Annotated in this window: 15 protein-coding genes; 3 read left to right on the forward strand and 12 right to left on the reverse strand. The window is 69.7% G+C overall.

All coding sequences use genetic code 11. The features are described 5' to 3' along the window. The first annotated feature begins 19 nt into the window (after positions 1 to 19). Positions 20 to 646 (forward strand): TetR/AcrR family transcriptional regulator, encoded by a 627-nt coding sequence (locus Acy02nite_RS13590; RefSeq protein WP_203740463.1) that lies wholly within the window; start codon positions 20 to 22, stop codon positions 644 to 646. 1355 nt (positions 647 to 2001) lie between these two features. Here the strand turns inward: Acy02nite_RS13590 and Acy02nite_RS13595 are convergent. The 11 genes from Acy02nite_RS13595 to Acy02nite_RS13645 all read right to left on the reverse strand — a co-directional run bounded on the left by Acy02nite_RS13595 (position 2002) and on the right by Acy02nite_RS13645 (position 13423). After that, positions 2002 to 2988, reverse strand: a complete 987-nt coding sequence (locus Acy02nite_RS13595; RefSeq protein ID WP_203740464.1) for a Gfo/Idh/MocA family oxidoreductase — start codon at positions 2986 to 2988, stop codon at positions 2002 to 2004. Then, complete coding sequence (locus Acy02nite_RS13600; RefSeq protein WP_203740467.1) at positions 2985 to 3803, reverse strand: ATP-binding cassette domain-containing protein; 819 nt, start codon at positions 3801 to 3803, stop codon at positions 2985 to 2987. Before Acy02nite_RS13600 ends, Acy02nite_RS13595 begins: the two co-directional genes overlap by 4 nt. Further along, positions 3800 to 4840, reverse strand: a complete 1041-nt coding sequence (locus Acy02nite_RS13605; protein ID WP_203740469.1) for an ABC transporter permease — start codon at positions 4838 to 4840, stop codon at positions 3800 to 3802. Before Acy02nite_RS13605 ends, Acy02nite_RS13600 begins: the two co-directional genes overlap by 4 nt. Further along, positions 4837 to 5811: a sugar ABC transporter substrate-binding protein gene (locus Acy02nite_RS13610; protein ID WP_203740471.1), complete on the reverse strand. Its 975-nt coding sequence runs from the start codon at positions 5809 to 5811 to the stop codon at positions 4837 to 4839. The genes Acy02nite_RS13605 and Acy02nite_RS13610 overlap by 4 nt, the downstream gene beginning before the upstream one ends. Continuing rightward, on the reverse strand, positions 5808 to 6704 hold the full coding sequence (locus Acy02nite_RS13615; protein ID WP_203740473.1) for a TIM barrel protein: 897 nt from the start codon (positions 6702 to 6704) through the stop codon (positions 5808 to 5810). The genes Acy02nite_RS13610 and Acy02nite_RS13615 overlap by 4 nt, the downstream gene beginning before the upstream one ends. A gap of 1 nt (position 6705) precedes the next feature. Further along, positions 6706 to 8583: a 3D-(3,5/4)-trihydroxycyclohexane-1,2-dione acylhydrolase (decyclizing) gene (iolD, locus tag Acy02nite_RS13620; RefSeq protein WP_203740475.1), complete on the reverse strand. Its 1878-nt coding sequence runs from the start codon at positions 8581 to 8583 to the stop codon at positions 6706 to 6708. After that, positions 8580 to 9473 carry a 5-deoxy-glucuronate isomerase gene (gene iolB, locus Acy02nite_RS13625; protein WP_203740477.1) on the reverse strand — a complete coding sequence of 298 codons (894 nt, stop codon included), beginning with the start codon at positions 9471 to 9473 and terminating at the stop codon, positions 8580 to 8582. Before iolB ends, iolD begins: the two co-directional genes overlap by 4 nt. Beyond that, positions 9466 to 10407: a 5-dehydro-2-deoxygluconokinase gene (gene iolC, locus Acy02nite_RS13630; protein WP_203740478.1), complete on the reverse strand. Its 942-nt coding sequence runs from the start codon at positions 10405 to 10407 to the stop codon at positions 9466 to 9468. The genes iolB and iolC overlap by 8 nt, the downstream gene beginning before the upstream one ends. A 186-nt stretch (positions 10408 to 10593) precedes the next feature. Further along, the gene (locus Acy02nite_RS13635) at positions 10594 to 11196 is read right to left on the reverse strand and encodes a GNAT family N-acetyltransferase (protein WP_203740480.1); all 603 of its coding nucleotides are present in this window, start codon (positions 11194 to 11196) and stop codon (positions 10594 to 10596) included. Further along, the gene (locus Acy02nite_RS13640) at positions 11196 to 12728 is read right to left on the reverse strand and encodes an APC family permease (RefSeq protein WP_203740482.1); all 1533 of its coding nucleotides are present in this window, start codon (positions 12726 to 12728) and stop codon (positions 11196 to 11198) included. The genes Acy02nite_RS13635 and Acy02nite_RS13640 overlap by 1 nt, the downstream gene beginning before the upstream one ends. 44 nt (positions 12729 to 12772) lie before the next feature. Continuing rightward, entirely contained in the window at positions 12773 to 13423 is a 651-nt protein-coding gene (locus Acy02nite_RS13645) for a GOLPH3/VPS74 family protein (protein WP_203740484.1), read from the reverse strand. Between the two features lie 426 nt (positions 13424 to 13849). Here Acy02nite_RS13645 and Acy02nite_RS13650 point away from each other — a divergent pair, with 426 nt between their 5' ends. Both Acy02nite_RS13650 and Acy02nite_RS13655 read left to right on the forward strand, forming a co-directional pair. Then, positions 13850 to 14617 (forward strand): dioxygenase family protein, encoded by a 768-nt coding sequence (locus Acy02nite_RS13650; protein WP_203740486.1) that lies wholly within the window; start codon positions 13850 to 13852, stop codon positions 14615 to 14617. A gap of 289 nt (positions 14618 to 14906) precedes the next feature. Next, positions 14907 to 15908: a TerC family protein gene (locus Acy02nite_RS13655; RefSeq protein WP_203740489.1), complete on the forward strand. Its 1002-nt coding sequence runs from the start codon at positions 14907 to 14909 to the stop codon at positions 15906 to 15908. A 631-nt stretch (positions 15909 to 16539) separates the two neighbouring features. On the opposite strand, the gene Acy02nite_RS13660 is transcribed toward Acy02nite_RS13655, so the two are convergent. Then, a complete protein-coding gene (locus tag Acy02nite_RS13660) occupies positions 16540 to 16788 on the reverse strand; it encodes a hypothetical protein (RefSeq protein WP_203740491.1) in 249 nt (82 codons plus the stop codon). Positions 16789 to 16964: the final 176 nt, after the last annotated feature.

Below are 16964 nucleotides of genomic sequence, written 5' to 3' on the forward strand. Positions count from 1 at the left end.
GAGCCTAGAGTTTTTGGTCATGGACACCCCTCGCCGCCGCGGTCGCCCCGGGCACGACCTGGACGCGGTGCTGGCCGCCGCCGTCCGGCTCTTCAACACCCGCGGATACGACGCCACCAGCATGTTCGACGTGGCCGAGGCGCTGGGCATCACCAAGTCCACGCTCTACCACCACGTCAGCGGCAAGGAGCAACTGCTGTCGATGGCCGTGGACCGGGCCGTCGACGGGCTCTTCGAGGCGGCCGCCCACGTTCAAGACCTGCAAGGCCCCGCGACGGTACGTCTCCAGAAGCTCGTCGAGAGCAGCGTCCTCGTCCTCGCCGAGCGGCTGGAGTTCGTCACGCTCCTGCTGCGCGTGCGCGGCAACACACAGGTCGAGCAGCACGCCCTCGCCCGTCGCCGGGAGTTCGACACGCTCGCCACCGAACTCGTCAAACAGGCGCAGGCCGAGGGCGGCATCCGCGCCGACGTCGACCCGGCAACCGCGGCGCGCCTGCTCTTCGGCATGGTCAACTCACTGGTCGAGTGGTACCGCCCGGAACGCGGCCACCCGGAAGCCCTGGCCGCGACGGTGGTGCGGCTCGCTTTCGACGGACTTCGGACAATAGCCGTCACCGGTGATCAAGCCACACAAGAAGAACATTGAGTTAACCTTGCCCCGGGCGGGTCGAGATCCTGCGGGGGCACCCCGTCCGGGACCGGGTGTCACCGTCGCCAACGGCGTCGGCGGTGACACTCCCGCCCCCGGCCACCCGCCGAAGCCGAGCCGCCGCCGGCCATCCGTCGCAGCCGAGCCACGGCCGGCCACCCGCCGAAGCTTGAGCCAGCCGCGCCGACCACATGCCGAAACCCGGACCGCGGCCGACCCGGCGCCAGGCCAGGGCCACGGCGTCACACAGGCGGCGCCGACCGCCTGGACTCGGCCTCGCACCCGGCACCTTGCCCGGAGCGTCGCGTCGCCGGCCGCCGCACAGGATCCGCGCTTTCCGGCATTCATCTCCTTTTCAGCACCACCAATGGGAATTATCTTTTGGTGCGTCCCGATGCTTACATCAGCGTTTCGGGAGGGGGATAATCTAATGGTGGCGCAGATGTCGTTGTTCAGCCGGAGCGAGCTCGCGGGAATGCGGGATCGCACCCTGTCGCGCAACTATTCGGTGGAGCGCGAGGAGTTCCGGCGTGAGCATGAGCGGCATCGCGCTTGGGGTTTGCGTCAGCGTCATACACGGAAGCTGGTTCGGTCAGGATGGAGCGCTTCGGCGGCGTGGGCGGCTGTCACCGCTGGTGAGGATCAACTGCGGCAGGCCGTGCCAGCGGTCCCCGCTCCGCCGCAGACAGCGGATCCTGCCCCGCGCCCGCCGTTTTCGGTTGCTGCGCCCTCGGTAGAACGAGTTCCCGTTGGAACACCACCATCGCCGCAGCACGTGCCCGGCCCGCCGACACCCACCAGCCAGCAGCTTGCGCCCTGCGTGCCGACGCCCGCCGTCCCGCAGCTTGCGCCCAGCGCGCCCGCACCCGCACCCGCAACCGGCAGCCCGCAACTCGCGCCCAGCCCACCGGCACCCGCACCCGCCAGCCCGCAACTCGCGCCCAGCCCACCGGCACCCGCCAGCCCGCAGGTTGCGCCCAGCGCACCCGCACCCGCCAGCCCGCTACTCGCGCCCAGCTCGCAACTCGCGCCCGGCCGTGGGCGAGCTGGGCTTTTCATTGTTTTGGTGGGTTGGTGTGTGATGGTGGTCAAGGTGGCACTCGATAAGGTGGGATGCCGCCGGGTGCGCTGTGGTCACCGGGCGATGGTTCAGGTTAGAGCTATCATTCCTGCTGTTTGTTGCTGTGGACGGAAGGTGTCTGGCGGGCGTGGTCCACCGGGATTTCAGAGTGTCTTTCAACGCGTGGTTCAGTCTTTCTTCGAGCCACCTTACAACGCTTTCTTCACTACATGCCGAGTGAAGAGTTCTGAGGTGAGCAAGGTGACCGCTGGGGATCTGATTTGGCCACGAGTCAGTGGAGTTTGGGCCGGGCCGCGAGTGTGATCGGTACTCGTTCGCCGGTTCGCAGGGACTGGACCGCCGCGTCCGAGACGACTGAGGCGGCGTATCCGTCCCATGCGCCGGGGGCGTCGGGCATGTGACCGGCCACCCACTCGCGTAGTTCTACGTCGTAGGCCGGGCCGAACCGCTCGCGCCAGTCGGCGGGCACGGGGCTGGTCAGGTGCCCGGCTCGGCGTACCGTAATCGGGTTTTGATCTCCCAGCGCGGCGGTGCCGTTCTCACCCAGGATCTCGCCGCGGATGTCGTAGCCGTATCGGGCGTTGACGGAGATCTCGACGTCGACGAGCACCTCGTTGGCGAGTTCGAGCACCAGCAGCAGCGGGTCGGGGATGGCGCCCGCGTTGCGGCTGGCGCGGGGGCGCAGCACGCGGACCGCGGTGATCTCCGTGCCGAACATCCACCGCACCATGTCGATCTCGTGCACGGCGGTGTCGGTGATGATGTTCTCGGGGCGGTAGAAGTCCGGGACGGCGGCGTTGCGGTGTGCGCAGTGCATCATCAGTGGCGCGCCGATGGCGCCGCTGTCGAGGACCTTCTTCAGCGCCCGGTACGCCGCGTCGTAGCGCCGCATGTAGCCGACCTGGACCAGCCGGGTGCCGCGCGCGGCCTCCGCCTCGACGATGCGCAGGCACGCCTGGGGACTGGTGGCCAGCGGCTTCTCGCAGAACACGGGTTTGCCGGCCGCGATCGCCGCCAGCACGTACTCCTCGTGGGTGTCGCCCCAGGAGCAGACGACGACCGCGTCGACGTCCGCGGCGGCGATCACGGCGAGCCCGTCGGGGTGCACGGCGGCTCCGGTGGACGCTGCCACCAGGGCCGCCGCGCCGGCGTCCACGTCGGCGACGGCGGTGACCGTCACGCGAGAGATCACCGAGGTCAGCCGCCGGACATGATCGCGGCCGATCATGCCGGCGCCGACCACCCCGACCCGGGTCACTGGCGTTCCAGCTCGCGGGAGAGCTCGGCCAGTTCGTCGCCGCCGGCCATCTGGGTGGTCAGGTCCTCCAGCGTGACGGTGCCACGCGCGGCGTCGAGGACGGTCCCGCCCCGTTTGAGGATCACGAAGTGGTCCCCGACCAGGTACGCGTGCTGCGGGTTGTGGGTGATGAAGACGACCCCGAGCCCGGCGTCGCGGGCGGCGGCGATGTACTTGAGCACCACGCCGGACTGTTTCACGCCGAGCGCCGCGGTCGGCTCGTCGAGGATCAGCACCCGGGCGCCGAAGTAGACGGCCCGGGCGATCGCCACGCACTGCCGCTGACCGCCGGAGAGCGTGCCGATCGGCTGATCGATGTCGGCCACGGTGATGCCCATCTTGCGCAGTTCCTCGTCCGCGATCCGCCGCATGTCGCGGATCCGCATGCCGGCCAGCGGGTAGCGCCCGGCGACCAGCTCGGAGCCGAGGAAGAAGTTGCGCCAGACCGGCATCAGCGGGACCACGGCCAGGTCCTGGTAGACCGTGGCGATGCCGAGGTCCAGGGCTTCGCGCGGGGAGCCGAGCCGCCGTTCGACGCCGTCCACCGTCAGGGTGCCCGAGGTGTGCGGGTGCAACCCCGAGATGATCTTGATGAGGGTGGACTTGCCGGCGCCGTTGTCGCCGAGCACGCAGGTCACCTCCCCGGCCCGGACGTGCAGGTCCACCCCGTGCAGGGCGCGGATCGGACCGTAGTTCTTGCCCACGCCGGCCAGGTCGACGAGCTGCTCGCCGCGGCGCAGCCCACGGTCGGCGTGCTCGGACAGGGTGTCGGTCACGACGGCCGTCCTTTCGTCGCGAGACGCTTCACGTACGTGTTGACCAGCACCGCCAGCAGGAGCATCACGCCGAGGAACGCCTTGAACCAGTTGGGGTCCCAGCCGGCGTACACGATGCCCAGGCTCGTCATCCCGAAGATGAACGCACCGATCGCGGCGCCGATCGCGTTGCCGAAACCGCCGGTCAGCAGCGTGCCGCCGACGACCGCCGCGATGATGTAGAGGAACTCGTTGCCCACGCCGTTGCCGGCCTGCAGCGTGTTGAAGCGGTAGAGCGAGTGCATGCCCACGAACCAGCCGAGGAACGACACGGTCATGAACAGGCCGATCTTGGTGCGGACCACCGGGACGCCGACCGCCCGCGCGCTGTCGGCGGAGCCGCCGACGGCATAGATCCAGTTGCCGACCCGGGCCCGCTGCAGGGTCCAGGCCGCCAGAGCGACGAACAGGATCCACCACAGTACGGTGATCCAGACCGTCGCCGAGCCGAGCGTGAAACTGGACGCGAACACCTTCTGGAGCGAGGCGAAACCGTCGATCGCGCTGATGTCGCTGCTCGAGACCGAGCCTGTGACCAGCTTGGTCACGCCCAGGTTCGCGCCCTGGAGCACGAAGAACGTGCCGAGCGTGATCAGGAAGCTGGGGATGCCGGTGCGCATCACGAGCCAGCCGTTCAGGAACCCGACGGCCAGGCAGAACGCCAGCGACAGCACGGCGCCGACCCACAGGTTGACCCCGAAGTACCAGCAGAACATCGAGTTGACCAGGCCGGCGCTGATCGGCATCACCCCGGCCGACAGGTCGAACTCGCCGCCGATCATCAGCAGCCCCACGCCGACCGCGACGATCCCGATCGTCGACGACTGGTAAAGCACCGTGAAGAACGACGCCGACGACCGGAACGACGGCGCGACCAGCAGGAAGAACACGAAGATCGCCACGGCGGCGGCGAGCGCGCCCACCTCCGGACGCGCCAGCAGCGCACCCAGCCGGACCGGCCGGGTGCGCGTCCGTGGCTCGGCGGTGGCGACGGTCATCGGGTGTTCTTCTCGGTGAACGGCAGGATCTTGTCGATGTTGGCGCTGTCGACGAAGGACGGGCCGGTCAGCACCGGCTTGCCGCCGCCGAGGTCGTTGCCGTTCTTCAGGTAGAGGTAGAGCGAGCTGACCGCCATGTAGCCCTGCGCGTACGGCTGCTGGTCGATCGCGAACTCGACCGAGCCGTCCTTGATCCGCTTGGCCATCTCCTGGTTCAGGTCGAACGTGACGATCTTGGCGGGCGAGGACGCCTGCTGCTTGGCGTTGATCGCGTCGAGGGCTACCGGCGCGCCGAGCGTCACCACGTAGTCGATCGACTTGTCCTGCGCCAGCTTGGCCTGCAGGGTCGTCGTCACGGCGCTGTCGTCGGCACCGTTCACCTGCAGGTTCTCGGTGCCGGGAACAGCGCTCTTGACGCCGGCGCAGCGGGCCTCCAGGGACACCGAGCCGGTCTGGTGGATCACGCAGAGCGGGTGCTTGGCGCCCGCCGCGGCGATCCGCTGGCCGACGCTGGTGCCGGCCACGGTCTCGTCGGAGCCGAAGTACATCAGCGCGCCGAGCTTCTGGTACTGGTCGATGCCGGCGTTGAGCCCGACGACCGGGATGCCCGCCGTGGTGGCCGACTTGACCGCCCCGGCCAGCGCGTCCGGCGTCACCAGCGTGGTCGCGATGCCGTTGACCTTGGCGTCGACCGCGCTCTGGATCAGCTGGGCCTGCTTGCCGGCGTCCGGGTCGTTCGAGTACTTCAGGGTGACACCCTCGTCCTTGGCGGCCTGCTCGGCGCCGGCGCGCACCTTGTCCCAGAACGTGTCACCGGGCGTCTCGTGCGTGACGAAGGCGACCGTGTAGCCGGAGCTGCCCGCGGCGTTGCCGCCACCGGAGGTGTCCGAGTTCGTCTCCTGCCGGCCTCCGTCGCTGCATGCGGCGAGGGAGAGGACCGCCACCGCTGCGGCGGCGAGGAAAGGCCTCATGCGAAATCTCCAGTCTCTTCGAGATATCTGCGCGTTCGCGTGGCGATCGGCAGAGGAAGATCAAAGTCAACCGGGTACATATCCTGCTCCACCACGACGAACAGGTCCGCATCGAGGTCGGCGAGGGCGCCCAGGACGGCCGGGACGTCGGGCGCGCCGGCCGGCGGGGCGACGCTCACCCCGAGCGCGACGGCCTGCCCGAACGCCAGGTCCTCGGCCTCGGCGCGGGCGGCCAGGGCCGGGTCCATCTGCTTGAGGTGGACGTAACCGACGCGCTCCGGGTACCCGTGGATCAGTCCCAGCACGTCCGCCCGCCGGTACGCCAGGTGCCCGGTGTCCAGGCACAACGACACGAACCGCGGGTCGGTCCCGTCGAGCAGCCGCTCCACCTGGCGCTGGTTCTCCACCTGGTAGTCGGCGTGCGGATGGAAGCGCAGGCTCAGCCCGTACTCCTCGGCGAGCAGCCGGCCCAGCGTGTTCGTGTTGTCCAGCAGCGCCCGCCACTGCTCCGGCCCGAGCTCGGACGCCTCCAGGTACCCGCCGGTCGCGTCGTCGCGGTAGCCCGGAACCGGCACGAACACGATGTTCCGCCCGCCGGCGGCCAGGGTCAGCTCGGCGACGCGACGGGTCTCGGCGACCACCTCGCGGAAGTTGCGGTGCGGTCCGCCGACCCCGCCGACCGTGCCGGCCGCGCAACGCAGCCCGCGCGCGTCCAGCTCCTCCGCCAGCTCGGCGGGATCGGTCGGGAGGTAGCCGTACGGTCCGAGCTCCAGCCAGCGGTAACCGGCCACGGCCAGCTCGTCCAGGAACCGTGACCAGGGCGTCTGCCGGGGATCGTCGGCGTACCAGACGCCCCAAGAGTCGGGGCAGCTGCCAAGCTTCAGACGGCGCATCTCACTGACCTCCGGGTCGCAGGTGGTGGCGCTGGTCACGCTTGCCCTCGACGTAACCGGTGCGGGCGTGCCGGGTGCTGGGCAGGGTCGCCACCTCGGCCACCGGGACGTCCCACCAAGACTCGGAGGACAGGCCGCCGGCGAGCGGGTCGGTCTCGATGTGCACCACGGTGAGGGTGTCCGCGTCGCGGGCGCGTTTCAGGCCGTCGGCGAGGTCGGCTGTCGTCCGGCAGCGGATCACGGCCGCGCCCAGGCTCTCGGCGTTGGCGGCCAGGTCGACCGGGAGCAGCGCGCCGTCGTAGTCGCCGGTCTGCGCGCTCCGGAACCGGTAGCTCGTGCCGAACCGCTGGGAGCCGACCTGCTCGGAGAGCGCGCCGATCGAGGCGAAGCCGTGGTTCTGCACCAGCACCACGATGAGCTTCACCCCCTCGGCGATCGCGGTGACGATCTCCTGCGCCATCATCAGGTAGGAGCCGTCGCCGACCAGCGCGTACACCTCGCGGGACGGGTCGGCCAGCTTGATCCCGAGCGCGCCGGCGATCTCGAAGCCCATGCACGAGTAGCCGTACTCCACGCAGTACTGCTTCGGGTCCCGCGCCCGCCACAGCCGCTGCAGGTCACCGGGCATGCTGCCGGCCGCCTGGACCACCACGTCACGGGCGCCGCACGCGTCGTTCACGACACCGATCACCGCCTCCTGGGTCGGCAATTCACCCCCCTTCCTGCGGTACGCACGGTCGACCGTCGCGTTCCACGCGGCGACGTCGTCGTGGAAGTCACCGGTGAAGCGCCGCCCGTGCAGCGCCGGGCGCAACGCCTGCAACCCGGCCCGGGCGTCCGCGACGAGCGGGATCGCGGCGAGTTTGCCGGCGTCGAAGGAGGTCACGTTGAGGTTCACGAAGCGCACCTGCGGATGGCGGAACGCGGTGCGCGACGCCGTGGTGAAGTCCGAGTACCGGGTGCCGATGCCCAGCACCACGTCGGCGTGCCCGGCGAGCCGGTTCGCGACGGGACTGCCGGTCGCCCCGATCCCGCCGACCGCGAACGGATGATCCCAGCTGAGCGCGCCCTTGCCGGCCTGCGTGTCGGCGACCGGGATGCCGGTCTCCCGCGCGAACCGGTCGAGCTGTGCGGACGCCTCGGAGTAGACCACTCCCCCACCGGCGACGATCAGCGGACGGCGGGCGCCGCGGATCGCCGCCGCGGCGCGCTCCACCGCCAGCGGGTCGGGCGCCGGACGGGTCACGTGCCAGACGCGTTCGGCGAAGAGTTCGTCCGGGAACTCGTACGCCTCGGCCTGGAGATCCTGCGGGAGACAGACGGTAACCGCGCCGGTCTCGGCCGGGTCGGTCAGCACCCGCATGGCGCCGAGCAGGGCCTGCGGCAGCTGCTCCGGCCGCCACACCCGGTCGAAGAACCGCGACAGCGGGCGGAACGCGTCGTTGACCGACACGTCGCCGGCGCGCGGGTCCTCCAGTTCCTGCAGCACCGGCGTGGCGACGCGGGTGGCGAAGACGTCCGAGGGCAGGAGCAGCGCCGGGATCCGGTTGACCGTCGCGAGGGCCGCGCCGGTGAGCATGTTGGTGGAGCCCGGGCCGATCGACGCGGTGCAGGCCATCGTGGACAGCCGGTTGCGCATCCGGGCGTAGCCCACAGCGGTGTGCACCATGGCCTGCTCGTTGCGGGCCAGGCGGTACGGCATCTCCGGTGAGCCGCTGCGCTGCGCCTGCAGCAGCGCCTGACCGATTCCGGCCACGTTGCCGTGCCCGAAGATGCCGAGGAACCCGGCGACGGCCCGCTGCCGGATCCCGTCGCGCTCGGTGAACTGGTTGGCCAGGAACCGCACTGTCGCCTGCGCGACGGTCAGCCGGTACGTCACGTTCGCCTCCGCTCGCGGGCCGTGGTGAGCGGCAGCCGTGGGTCGATCTGCTGGACCGCCCAGCCGCCACGGACCCAGCCGTGTGCCGGGTCGTCCCGGATCAGCCAGCGCCGCTCGCCGGGGCCGGCCATGACGTTCAGGTAGTAGAGGTCGTAGCCCGGCGCGGCCATCGACGGGCCGTGCCAGCCGTACGGGATCAGCACGACGTCCCCGCTGCGCACCTCCGCGCAGACGTCGATCGGCCGGTCCGCCTGGCCGTAGACGCGCTGGTAGCCGCAGCCCGGCTGCCCGGACGGCGACGGGGCCACCTCGAAGTAGTAGATCTCCTCGAGGCGGCACTCGTCGTCGCTCTGCTCGTCGTGCTTGTGCGGCGGGTACGACGACCAGTTGCCGCCGGGCGTGAGCACCTCGACCGCGATCAGCGCGTCCGCCTCGAACGACTCGGGCGTGCAGAAGTTGTTCACCTGGCGGCTCGCCGGCCCGGCGCCGCGCAGCTCGACCGGCACGTCCTCGGCCGCGCCGTACCGAAAGGGCAGCTGACGGCTCGCGCGGGCGGCGGGCAGCGCGAACCGTCCACCGTTCGGCGCCCGCAGGGTGATCTCGGCGCCGCACGGCAGGTAGGCGAAATCGGTCACTCGGGAGAAGACCGACCGCCGCCCGGTGAGCGTCAGCCGCTCGTCGTCACAGGCCACGTCGCAGCCCCCGGAGAGCGGCAGGACCAGCATCTCGTCGCCGCCCGTGCCGAACCTGACCCGCCCGCCGACCGGCAGCCGGACGACGCGCAGGCCGCTGTGCGCCCAGCCGGCGTTCTCCGGGTTGACCACCACGTCGAACGGACGCTCGGCGGTCGAGCCGCGCGGCACCACCGGGTTGACCCGGGCCTCAGCCATGACCGGCTCGGATCAGGTCCCGGACCTCGGGCTCGGTGGGCATGGCGTCGGCGCAGGCCAGCCGGGAGGCGACGAGAGCGCCCGCGGCGTTGGCGAACCGGATCGTCTCCGGGAGATCCCAGCCGGAGAGCAGGCCGTGGCAGAGCGCGCCGCCGAAGGCGTCGCCCGCGCCCAGCCCGTTCACGACCTTCACCTCCAAGGCTTGCGCGTACGCCGTCGCGCCGCGCGTGTAAGCCCGCACCCCGCCCGGCCCCTGTTTGATCACGGCGAGCTCGACGCCGTGGTCCAGGAGCGCGGCGGCGGCCCGCTCCGGGTCCCGGGTGCCGACCGCGATCTCCACCTCGTCGAGGTTGCCGACGGCCACCGTGGCGTGGCGCAGCGCCTCGGCGTACCAGGGTCGCGGGTTCTCGGTCCAGAACATGGGTCGCCAGTCGAGGTCGACGACGGTGATGCCGGATCTGTCGCGCCGTCGCAGCGCGGTGAGGGTCGCCTCGCGGGACGGCTCGGCGCTCAGCCCCGTGCCGGTGACCCAGAAGACGGCCGCCGCCCGGATCGCCCCGTGATCCAATTCGGACGGGAAGATCATCAGATCCGGGGCCTTGGGGTATCGGTAGAAGTAGAGCGGAAAGTGATCAGGTGGGAAGATCTCGCAGAAGGTCACCGGCGTCGGCAGCCCGGCAACCGTCCCGACGAACGAGTCGTCGACCCCGAACCCGCGCAGCGCCACCCGCAGGTATTCACCGAACGGATCCGCGCCGACCCGGGTGATCACCGCCGCCCGCCGCCCGTACCGGGCCGCCGCGACCGCCACGTTGGACGGGCTGCCGCCGAGGAACTTCGCGAACGTCCGCACCTCCCCGAGCGGCACGCTGGCCTGCTCCGGATAGAGGTCGACGCCGATGCGCCCCATCGTCAGGACCTCATGGACAGGCATGGTCGTCCCTCCGGTCGTTCAGACACGGACGCGATGAACCGGGCCCGTCAGCACCTGGTGCTCATCCGGCGACGCTGAGTAGACCTGGTTTACATGCAATGACTCCGACTGCGTCCACGTCAATAGCTGGGGAGAAACGACGAGGGGGTACGGCGTGACGCCGTACCCCCTGATCGGATGGTGAAGCTACGAGGCGGGACGCCACATCCGGAAGAACGGGGTGCCGTCCGGCAGCAGGATCGCGAACGGGTCCATGTCGGTGTAGCCGTAGCGCCGGTACAACCGCACGTTGTTCTCGTTCGTGGCCTCCAGGTACGCCGGCAGGCCCTGCGCGTCCAGAATGTCGTGGACGTTCTTCATCAGCTTGCCGCCCAGGCCGTGGCCCTGCAGGTCCGGCCGGACGGCGAGGAACTGCAGGTGCCAGTGCTGGTCGGTGGGGTGGTTCTTCTCGAACAGCTCACCCAGCGCGCCGAAACGCTCCAGGTGCTCGCCGGCGAACGCGGTCAGCCGCTCCATGTAGCCCGGGAACTCGGGCAGCGGGTCGACCCGGTCGTACCACACGGCGGCGGCCGCGTACCCACCGTCCGGGTGGTCGATGACCTCGACCTTGCCGTGGCTGAAGGCGTACTCGGTCTCCAGCGTGAAGAACTCGGCCATGATGCGCTCGCGGTCCTCGGGGACCGGCACCAGGTACGCGTCGGCGTCCAGGTGGTCGAACGAGCGCGAGATCAGCGCGCCGATCGCGGCGAGCTCGTCCGCGCGGGCCGGCCGGATGGTGAACTCGGTCATCAGCGGTGCCCTCCGTGGCTCGGGTCGTTCGCCTCGTTCAGGGCCGCGGCGAACCCGCCGCCGCCGGTGCTGGTCGCGCTGCTCGCGCCCAGGCCGATCCCGGCGTACACCTGCGGGTTGGAGCTCTTCAGGAACAGGCCCCAGATGATGCCGAGGATCAGCACCACACCGAACGACGACGGCACGACGATCGCCGTGGTGCTGCCCGGCTCGACGCCCAGCAGCGTGGCGATGTTGTCCAGGGCCAGGTAGGACACGATGACCAGCAGGACCGCGCCGACCACCGGGGCGACGACGCGGTGCATCACGTCCTCGCCCTCCGGGTTGCGGGCGAAGTAGCCGATGACCGCGAACGCGGTGAGCGTGATCAGCAGCAGGACGCCGAGGCCACCACCGGTGCCGCCCCAGAAGAAGAGCTGGACCAGCGGGTCCCAGCCGGCGACCGCGTAGGCCACGATCACGACGAGGCCGACCGCGGACTGGGCGAGCGAGCCGTTCTTGGGCGCGCCGGTGCCCGGCACGGTCCGGCCGAACAGGCGCGGGAGCACGCCCTCCCGGCCGAGCGAGAACATGTACCGCGAGATGATGTTGTGGAACGAGATCATCGCGGCGATGAGCGAGGTCAGGAACAGGATGTGGCCCAGGTGCAGCGCGATGCTGCCGAGCGGGCCGGAGGCCAGGTTGAAGAAGAGCTCGGGGCCCTCCTCGCCGGCCCGGGCGACGACCTTGTCGGCGCCGGCCGCGGAGATCATCGCCCAGGACGCGAACGCGTAGAGGACGGCGATCAGCGCGATCGCGATGTAGGTGGCCCGCGGCACGGTGCGCTTCGGGTCGCGCGACTCCTCGGAGAAGACCACCGACTGCTCGAAGCCGACGAAGCCGGTGATCGCCATGACCAGCAGCGCGCCGGCGCCGGCCCCGGTCAGCTGGGACACGTCGACCGGTGCGGACGAGGCCTGGAAACCGTCGGAGAGGATCTCGGCGATGCTGAAGACCACGGTCAGCGCGATCTCGGCGACCAGCAGGGTGGCGAGGACCTTGCCGTTGACCGCGACGTCGCGCACGCCCAGGATGGCGACCATCGCCCAGGCGACCAGGCCGAACGCCCACCACGGGGCGTCGATGCCGAACCAGTCGACGAAGAGCGGCTGGGCGATCGCGCCGAAACCGCCGTACGAGGCGACCTGGAACATGTTGTAGGCGAGCAGTGCGACCCAGGAGGCGCCGACGCCGACCGGGCGGCCGAGGCCCCGGGAGACGTACGCGTAGAAGGCGCCCGCGTTGGAGATGTGCCGCGCCATCGCGACGTAGCCGACCGAGAAGATCGCCAGGACCAGCGCGACCGCGATGAACGCGATCGAGATGCCGGTCAGGCCGGTGACCGCGAGACCGGTGGGCACCACGCCGGCGACCACGGTCAGCGGGGCGGCCGCGGACATCACGAAGAAGACGACGGCGGCGACGCCGAGCCGGTTACGGGCCAGCGCGTTGGAGAGCTGACTCTCCGAGGGTTGGGTTGCGGTCGAAGACACGCGAATCTCCATAGTTATGAGGGGTGAGGGGGCAAAGCGAAAGGTCAGGCGCGGCGTGCCATCACGGCATCGCCGACAGCGGCCTCGGCGTGCGCCACGAGTTGCTGCAGCATCGCCGGGAACAGCCGGCGGAACTGGTCGAACAGGCGGGCCCGGTCCCGGGCGTTGAGGGTGGCGAGCACGTGCTGGTCCAGGCCGGTGGCCAGGATCAGGCCGGCCAGCAACAGGTCGGCCACGTCGAGCTGCTCGTCGCGGGAGACCTTGGTGCGGATGCGGGTGGCGGGCCAGCCTGCGGTCATCGAGTCGGCCGGCACGAACGAGATCTTGGTCCCGAGCAGGCCGCGCTTCTCCTGCCGCTTGATCAGGCCGCCCCGGGCGAGGCGGCGCTCGACCAGGTCGGTGGCGATGCCGGTGGAGAGGTAGGCGACCCAGTTGCGCACCCCGTGCTGGCCGGCCTCCCGCCGGAGTTGCTCCAGCAGGGCGGTGGTGGCGGCATCCCCGGTCGGGCGCTCGTCGATGACGATCAGCTCGGTCTCGACCAGATCGATGCGGCGCCACAACATGAGCTCGCCCAGCAACGCGGCACCGAGACCGAGCCCGAGCGTCGCCGGGGACAGCAGCGATTTGCCCCGGATCGTGTCGTGCGCGGTCAGGTAGAGATCATCCGCGGGCGGTAGCTGCGGCGGTGACGCCACGGCTCGTTCTCCTTTCGACGCTATGGGAATGCCCGCGCAAATCACCGTGCGTAATCAAGGTGAGAAACCACGAAGCAATGACGTTGCGCTCCCCGTAGCGCGACCGCGTGTAGCCTGCCAAACGCGATCGTTTCTCGCAACGTCCAGATGCGACAAATGTCGAATCCACCGTGGACGAAGTTGATCACACTGCCAGCCAGCGATTTCGAGCGTCGATCAATAACCCGGCGGGACCTGGGGTGTCAACGCCGGCTTAACGACTCAGAAATCTCGATCGACGTCGAAGCACGAGTTGATCACAGTGGCGGAGCGTCACTATTCAAGATCGAATACTACTCAGAGTAAGTTTCCCTGCGGATAGTTGAAGGATCAAGTTTCTTGGCGTACGGTGGTGGTCAGTTAGTTGAAGTTTCAACGGAGGTCACCGTGCGGATCCCCACCCTGTTCCTCAGCCACGGCGCGCCGCCCCTGGTGGACGACCCCACCTGGGTCGCGCAGCTGCGTGATCTGGCCGCCGCCCTGCCCCGCCCGAAAGCCATCCTGATGGCCTCCGCGCACTGGGAGTCGGCCCCGTTGATGCTCGGCGCGACCGACACCGTGCCCCTTGTGTACGACTTCGGAGGGTTCGCCCAGCGTTACTATGAGGTGCAATACCGCGCCCCAGGTGCCCCGGTTCTAGCGGACCAGGTCGCCGCGCTGATGCCCGACGGCGAGACCGTGGCCCGGACCCGTCGTGGTCTTGATCACGGTGCTTATGTCCCCCTCACGGTGATGTACCCCGAAGCGGACATTCCGGTCCTGCAGATGTCGCTGCCGACCCTCGAACCCGACCGGCTCCTGGAGCTCGGCGCCCGCCTCGCGCCGCTGCGTGACGAAGGTGTGCTGATCGTCGGGTCCGGCTTCACCACGCATGGTCTGCCGTTCCTTCGCGACTGGAGCCCTAACGCGGCGGCCCCCGGCTGGTCCCGCGAGTTCGACGCGTGGGCCTCCGAGACCCTCGCCCGCGGTGCCGTCGACGAGCTGGCGGACTTCCGGGCCGTCGCGCCCGGGATGCCGTATGCGCATCCCACCATCGAGCACTTCGCCCCGATGTTCCTGACACTCGGCGCCTCCGGCACCCCGGACAAGGCTCCCGAGCAGCCCATCGACGGCTTCTGGATGGGCCTCGCCAAGCGCTCCTTCGTCACCGCCTGACCCCGCAGCTCCCCTCCCGGCTGGTGCTCACCGTCGTCACGAGCACTCCACGACCACGGTCAGCACCAGCTGACGCGGGGCGCAGAGCCGAGCGCGCCGGACCGATCAACCTCTCCCCTGGTCCGGCGCGCTCCACCATTTCCGGCGCCGCGGTAGCTTCACGCCGTACCGTCGGAATCGGGGTCAGAGGGACCCACAGCGACCGGGACCTGCTGCGACAGGGTGACCCACAGGGATCTTCCAGGGAGTTCCGGGCATTCTTTGCAGGAACTTTGGGGATCCTTTGAGCATGCTTGAGGTCACCGCGCTCGGCTGGACCCTGACGATAGGTGTCATCGTCGCCCTGCTCGCCCTCGATTTGACCTTGGGGGTGGTGCGTCCGCACGTCGTCGGCTTCCGCGAGGCCGCGGGGTGGTCGATCTTCTACATCGCCGTCGCGATCGCCTTCGGGCTGGTCTTCGCGAACGTCGCCGGTTGGGGTTTCGGCACTGAGTACTTCGCCGGCTACATCGTCGAGAAGAGCCTGTCCGTCGACAATCTCTTCGTCTTCGTGATCATCATGAGCACGTTCGCCGTGCCGGAGCGCTACCAGCAGGAGGTGCTCACCTTCGGGATCATCATCGCCCTGGTCCTGCGGGTCATCTTCATCGCGCTCGGGGCGACGCTGCTCAACCTGTTCTCGTTCATGTTCCTGATCTTCGGGCTGATCCTGATCTACACCGCCGTGCAGCTCTTCCGGCACCGCGACGAGGACCCCAGCATCGAGGACAACGCCCTGGTCAAAGCCGGTCGGCGGCTGCTGCCGGTGACCGAGGACTACGTCGACGGCAAGATGATCACCCGCATCGACGGCAAGCGCATGGTCACCCCGCTGTTCCTGGTCCTGCTCGCGATCGGCAGCACGGACATCCTGTTCGCCCTCGACTCGATCCCCGCCGTGTTCGGCGTGACCGAGGAGGCGTACATCGTCTTCGTCGCCAACGCGTTCGCCCTGCTCGGCCTCCGTGCGCTGTTCTTCCTGGTCAAGGGCCTGCTCGACCGCCTGGTCTACCTGTCCACCGGGCTCGCCGTGATCCTCGCCTTCATCGGCGTGAAGCTGGTGCTGCACTGGGCGCACAAGGACCTGAGCGACTCGGTGCCGGAGGTCGGCACCCCGGTCTCCCTCGCGGTGATCATCGGGATCCTGGTCGTGACGACGGTGGCCAGCCTGATCAAATCCGGTCGCAATCCGTCGCTGAAGGCCCACGCCGGCAGCCTCCGGTCGAACCCGGAGCGCGAGCACCAGGAGTAACGCCACCCACAACTGACCGCCACCTGACCGGGCGGCGACTTGGCAGCCGAGCCTGACGCTGTCCGATCAAGCCGCGGCCCCGACGGCCGAGCCTGAACATCGTCTCAGCAGGAGCGACCCGCCGGCCGAGCAAGAGCCGCCGCCTGACCGGGCGGCGACCCGCAGGTCAGCCTGAACATGGAACCGCCCCCGGCACGCATCGCGCCGGGGGCGGTCACGGGTCGGCCCGCGAGGCCCGGGGACGGTCCGGGCCGATCGCGGGAACCCAGCGGGTCGGCCCTACGACCCGCGGTCCAGTGTGGATCACCGGCAGCGCGTCCGCCGACCGGCTCAGATCCCGAACACCTTCAAGATCCTCATGTCCCAGCTCCGCCGTGGTCCTTGCCGCCGCTCCCGCGGGGACCCCTGCGGGGTTCGCTGGCCGCTGGCGCGTCCAGAACGCGAACCCCTCCGGGCGATCTCCGCGGGTGGGCACGGTCAAGGCAGAAACCGCTCGCCGGCGTCGCGGCCGACCGGTTGCTCAGCGATGCCGCGATGCCGCTTGGGCGTTCGGCGCTTCGGCGCTTCGGCGCTCGGGCGCTCGGGCGCTCGGGCGCTCGGGCGCTCGGGCGCTCGGGCGCTCGGACCGTTCTTAGTGCTGCGGGCCGCTGAGCCCGACCGACTGGAGAGCGTGCTGGTAGCGACGCTCGGCGTCCTGCTGGTTGAGGATGGCCTCGATCTCGCGGGTCTCCTCGGCGGTGTGCCGGCCCAGGACGAGGTCCAGCTCGGTCCGCTCGGCGGCGGTACGGAACGCGGCGAGCTCGGAGGTGAGCTGACGGTGGGCGCGGCGCTCGGCGATGCGGTTGGAGATCGTCGTACGGATTTCACGAATGAACGGCATGGCGCACTCCTTAACGGATAGTGACGGAGAAAGCCTCGTCGCTTCCGGCTACAACATTGCCGGACCATCGCGTCATCCCCAAATCAACCAGGTAAAACTTGGAAGATGAAAGTGACCGCCGCCACCGTATCGCGGTAACCCAGCTCACTCTCCGTCGCCAACCCGCTGGTCAGCAA

The sequence above is a fragment of the Actinoplanes cyaneus genome (assembly GCF_016862095.1).
Classification (GTDB): domain Bacteria; phylum Actinomycetota; class Actinomycetes; order Mycobacteriales; family Micromonosporaceae; genus Actinoplanes; species Actinoplanes cyaneus.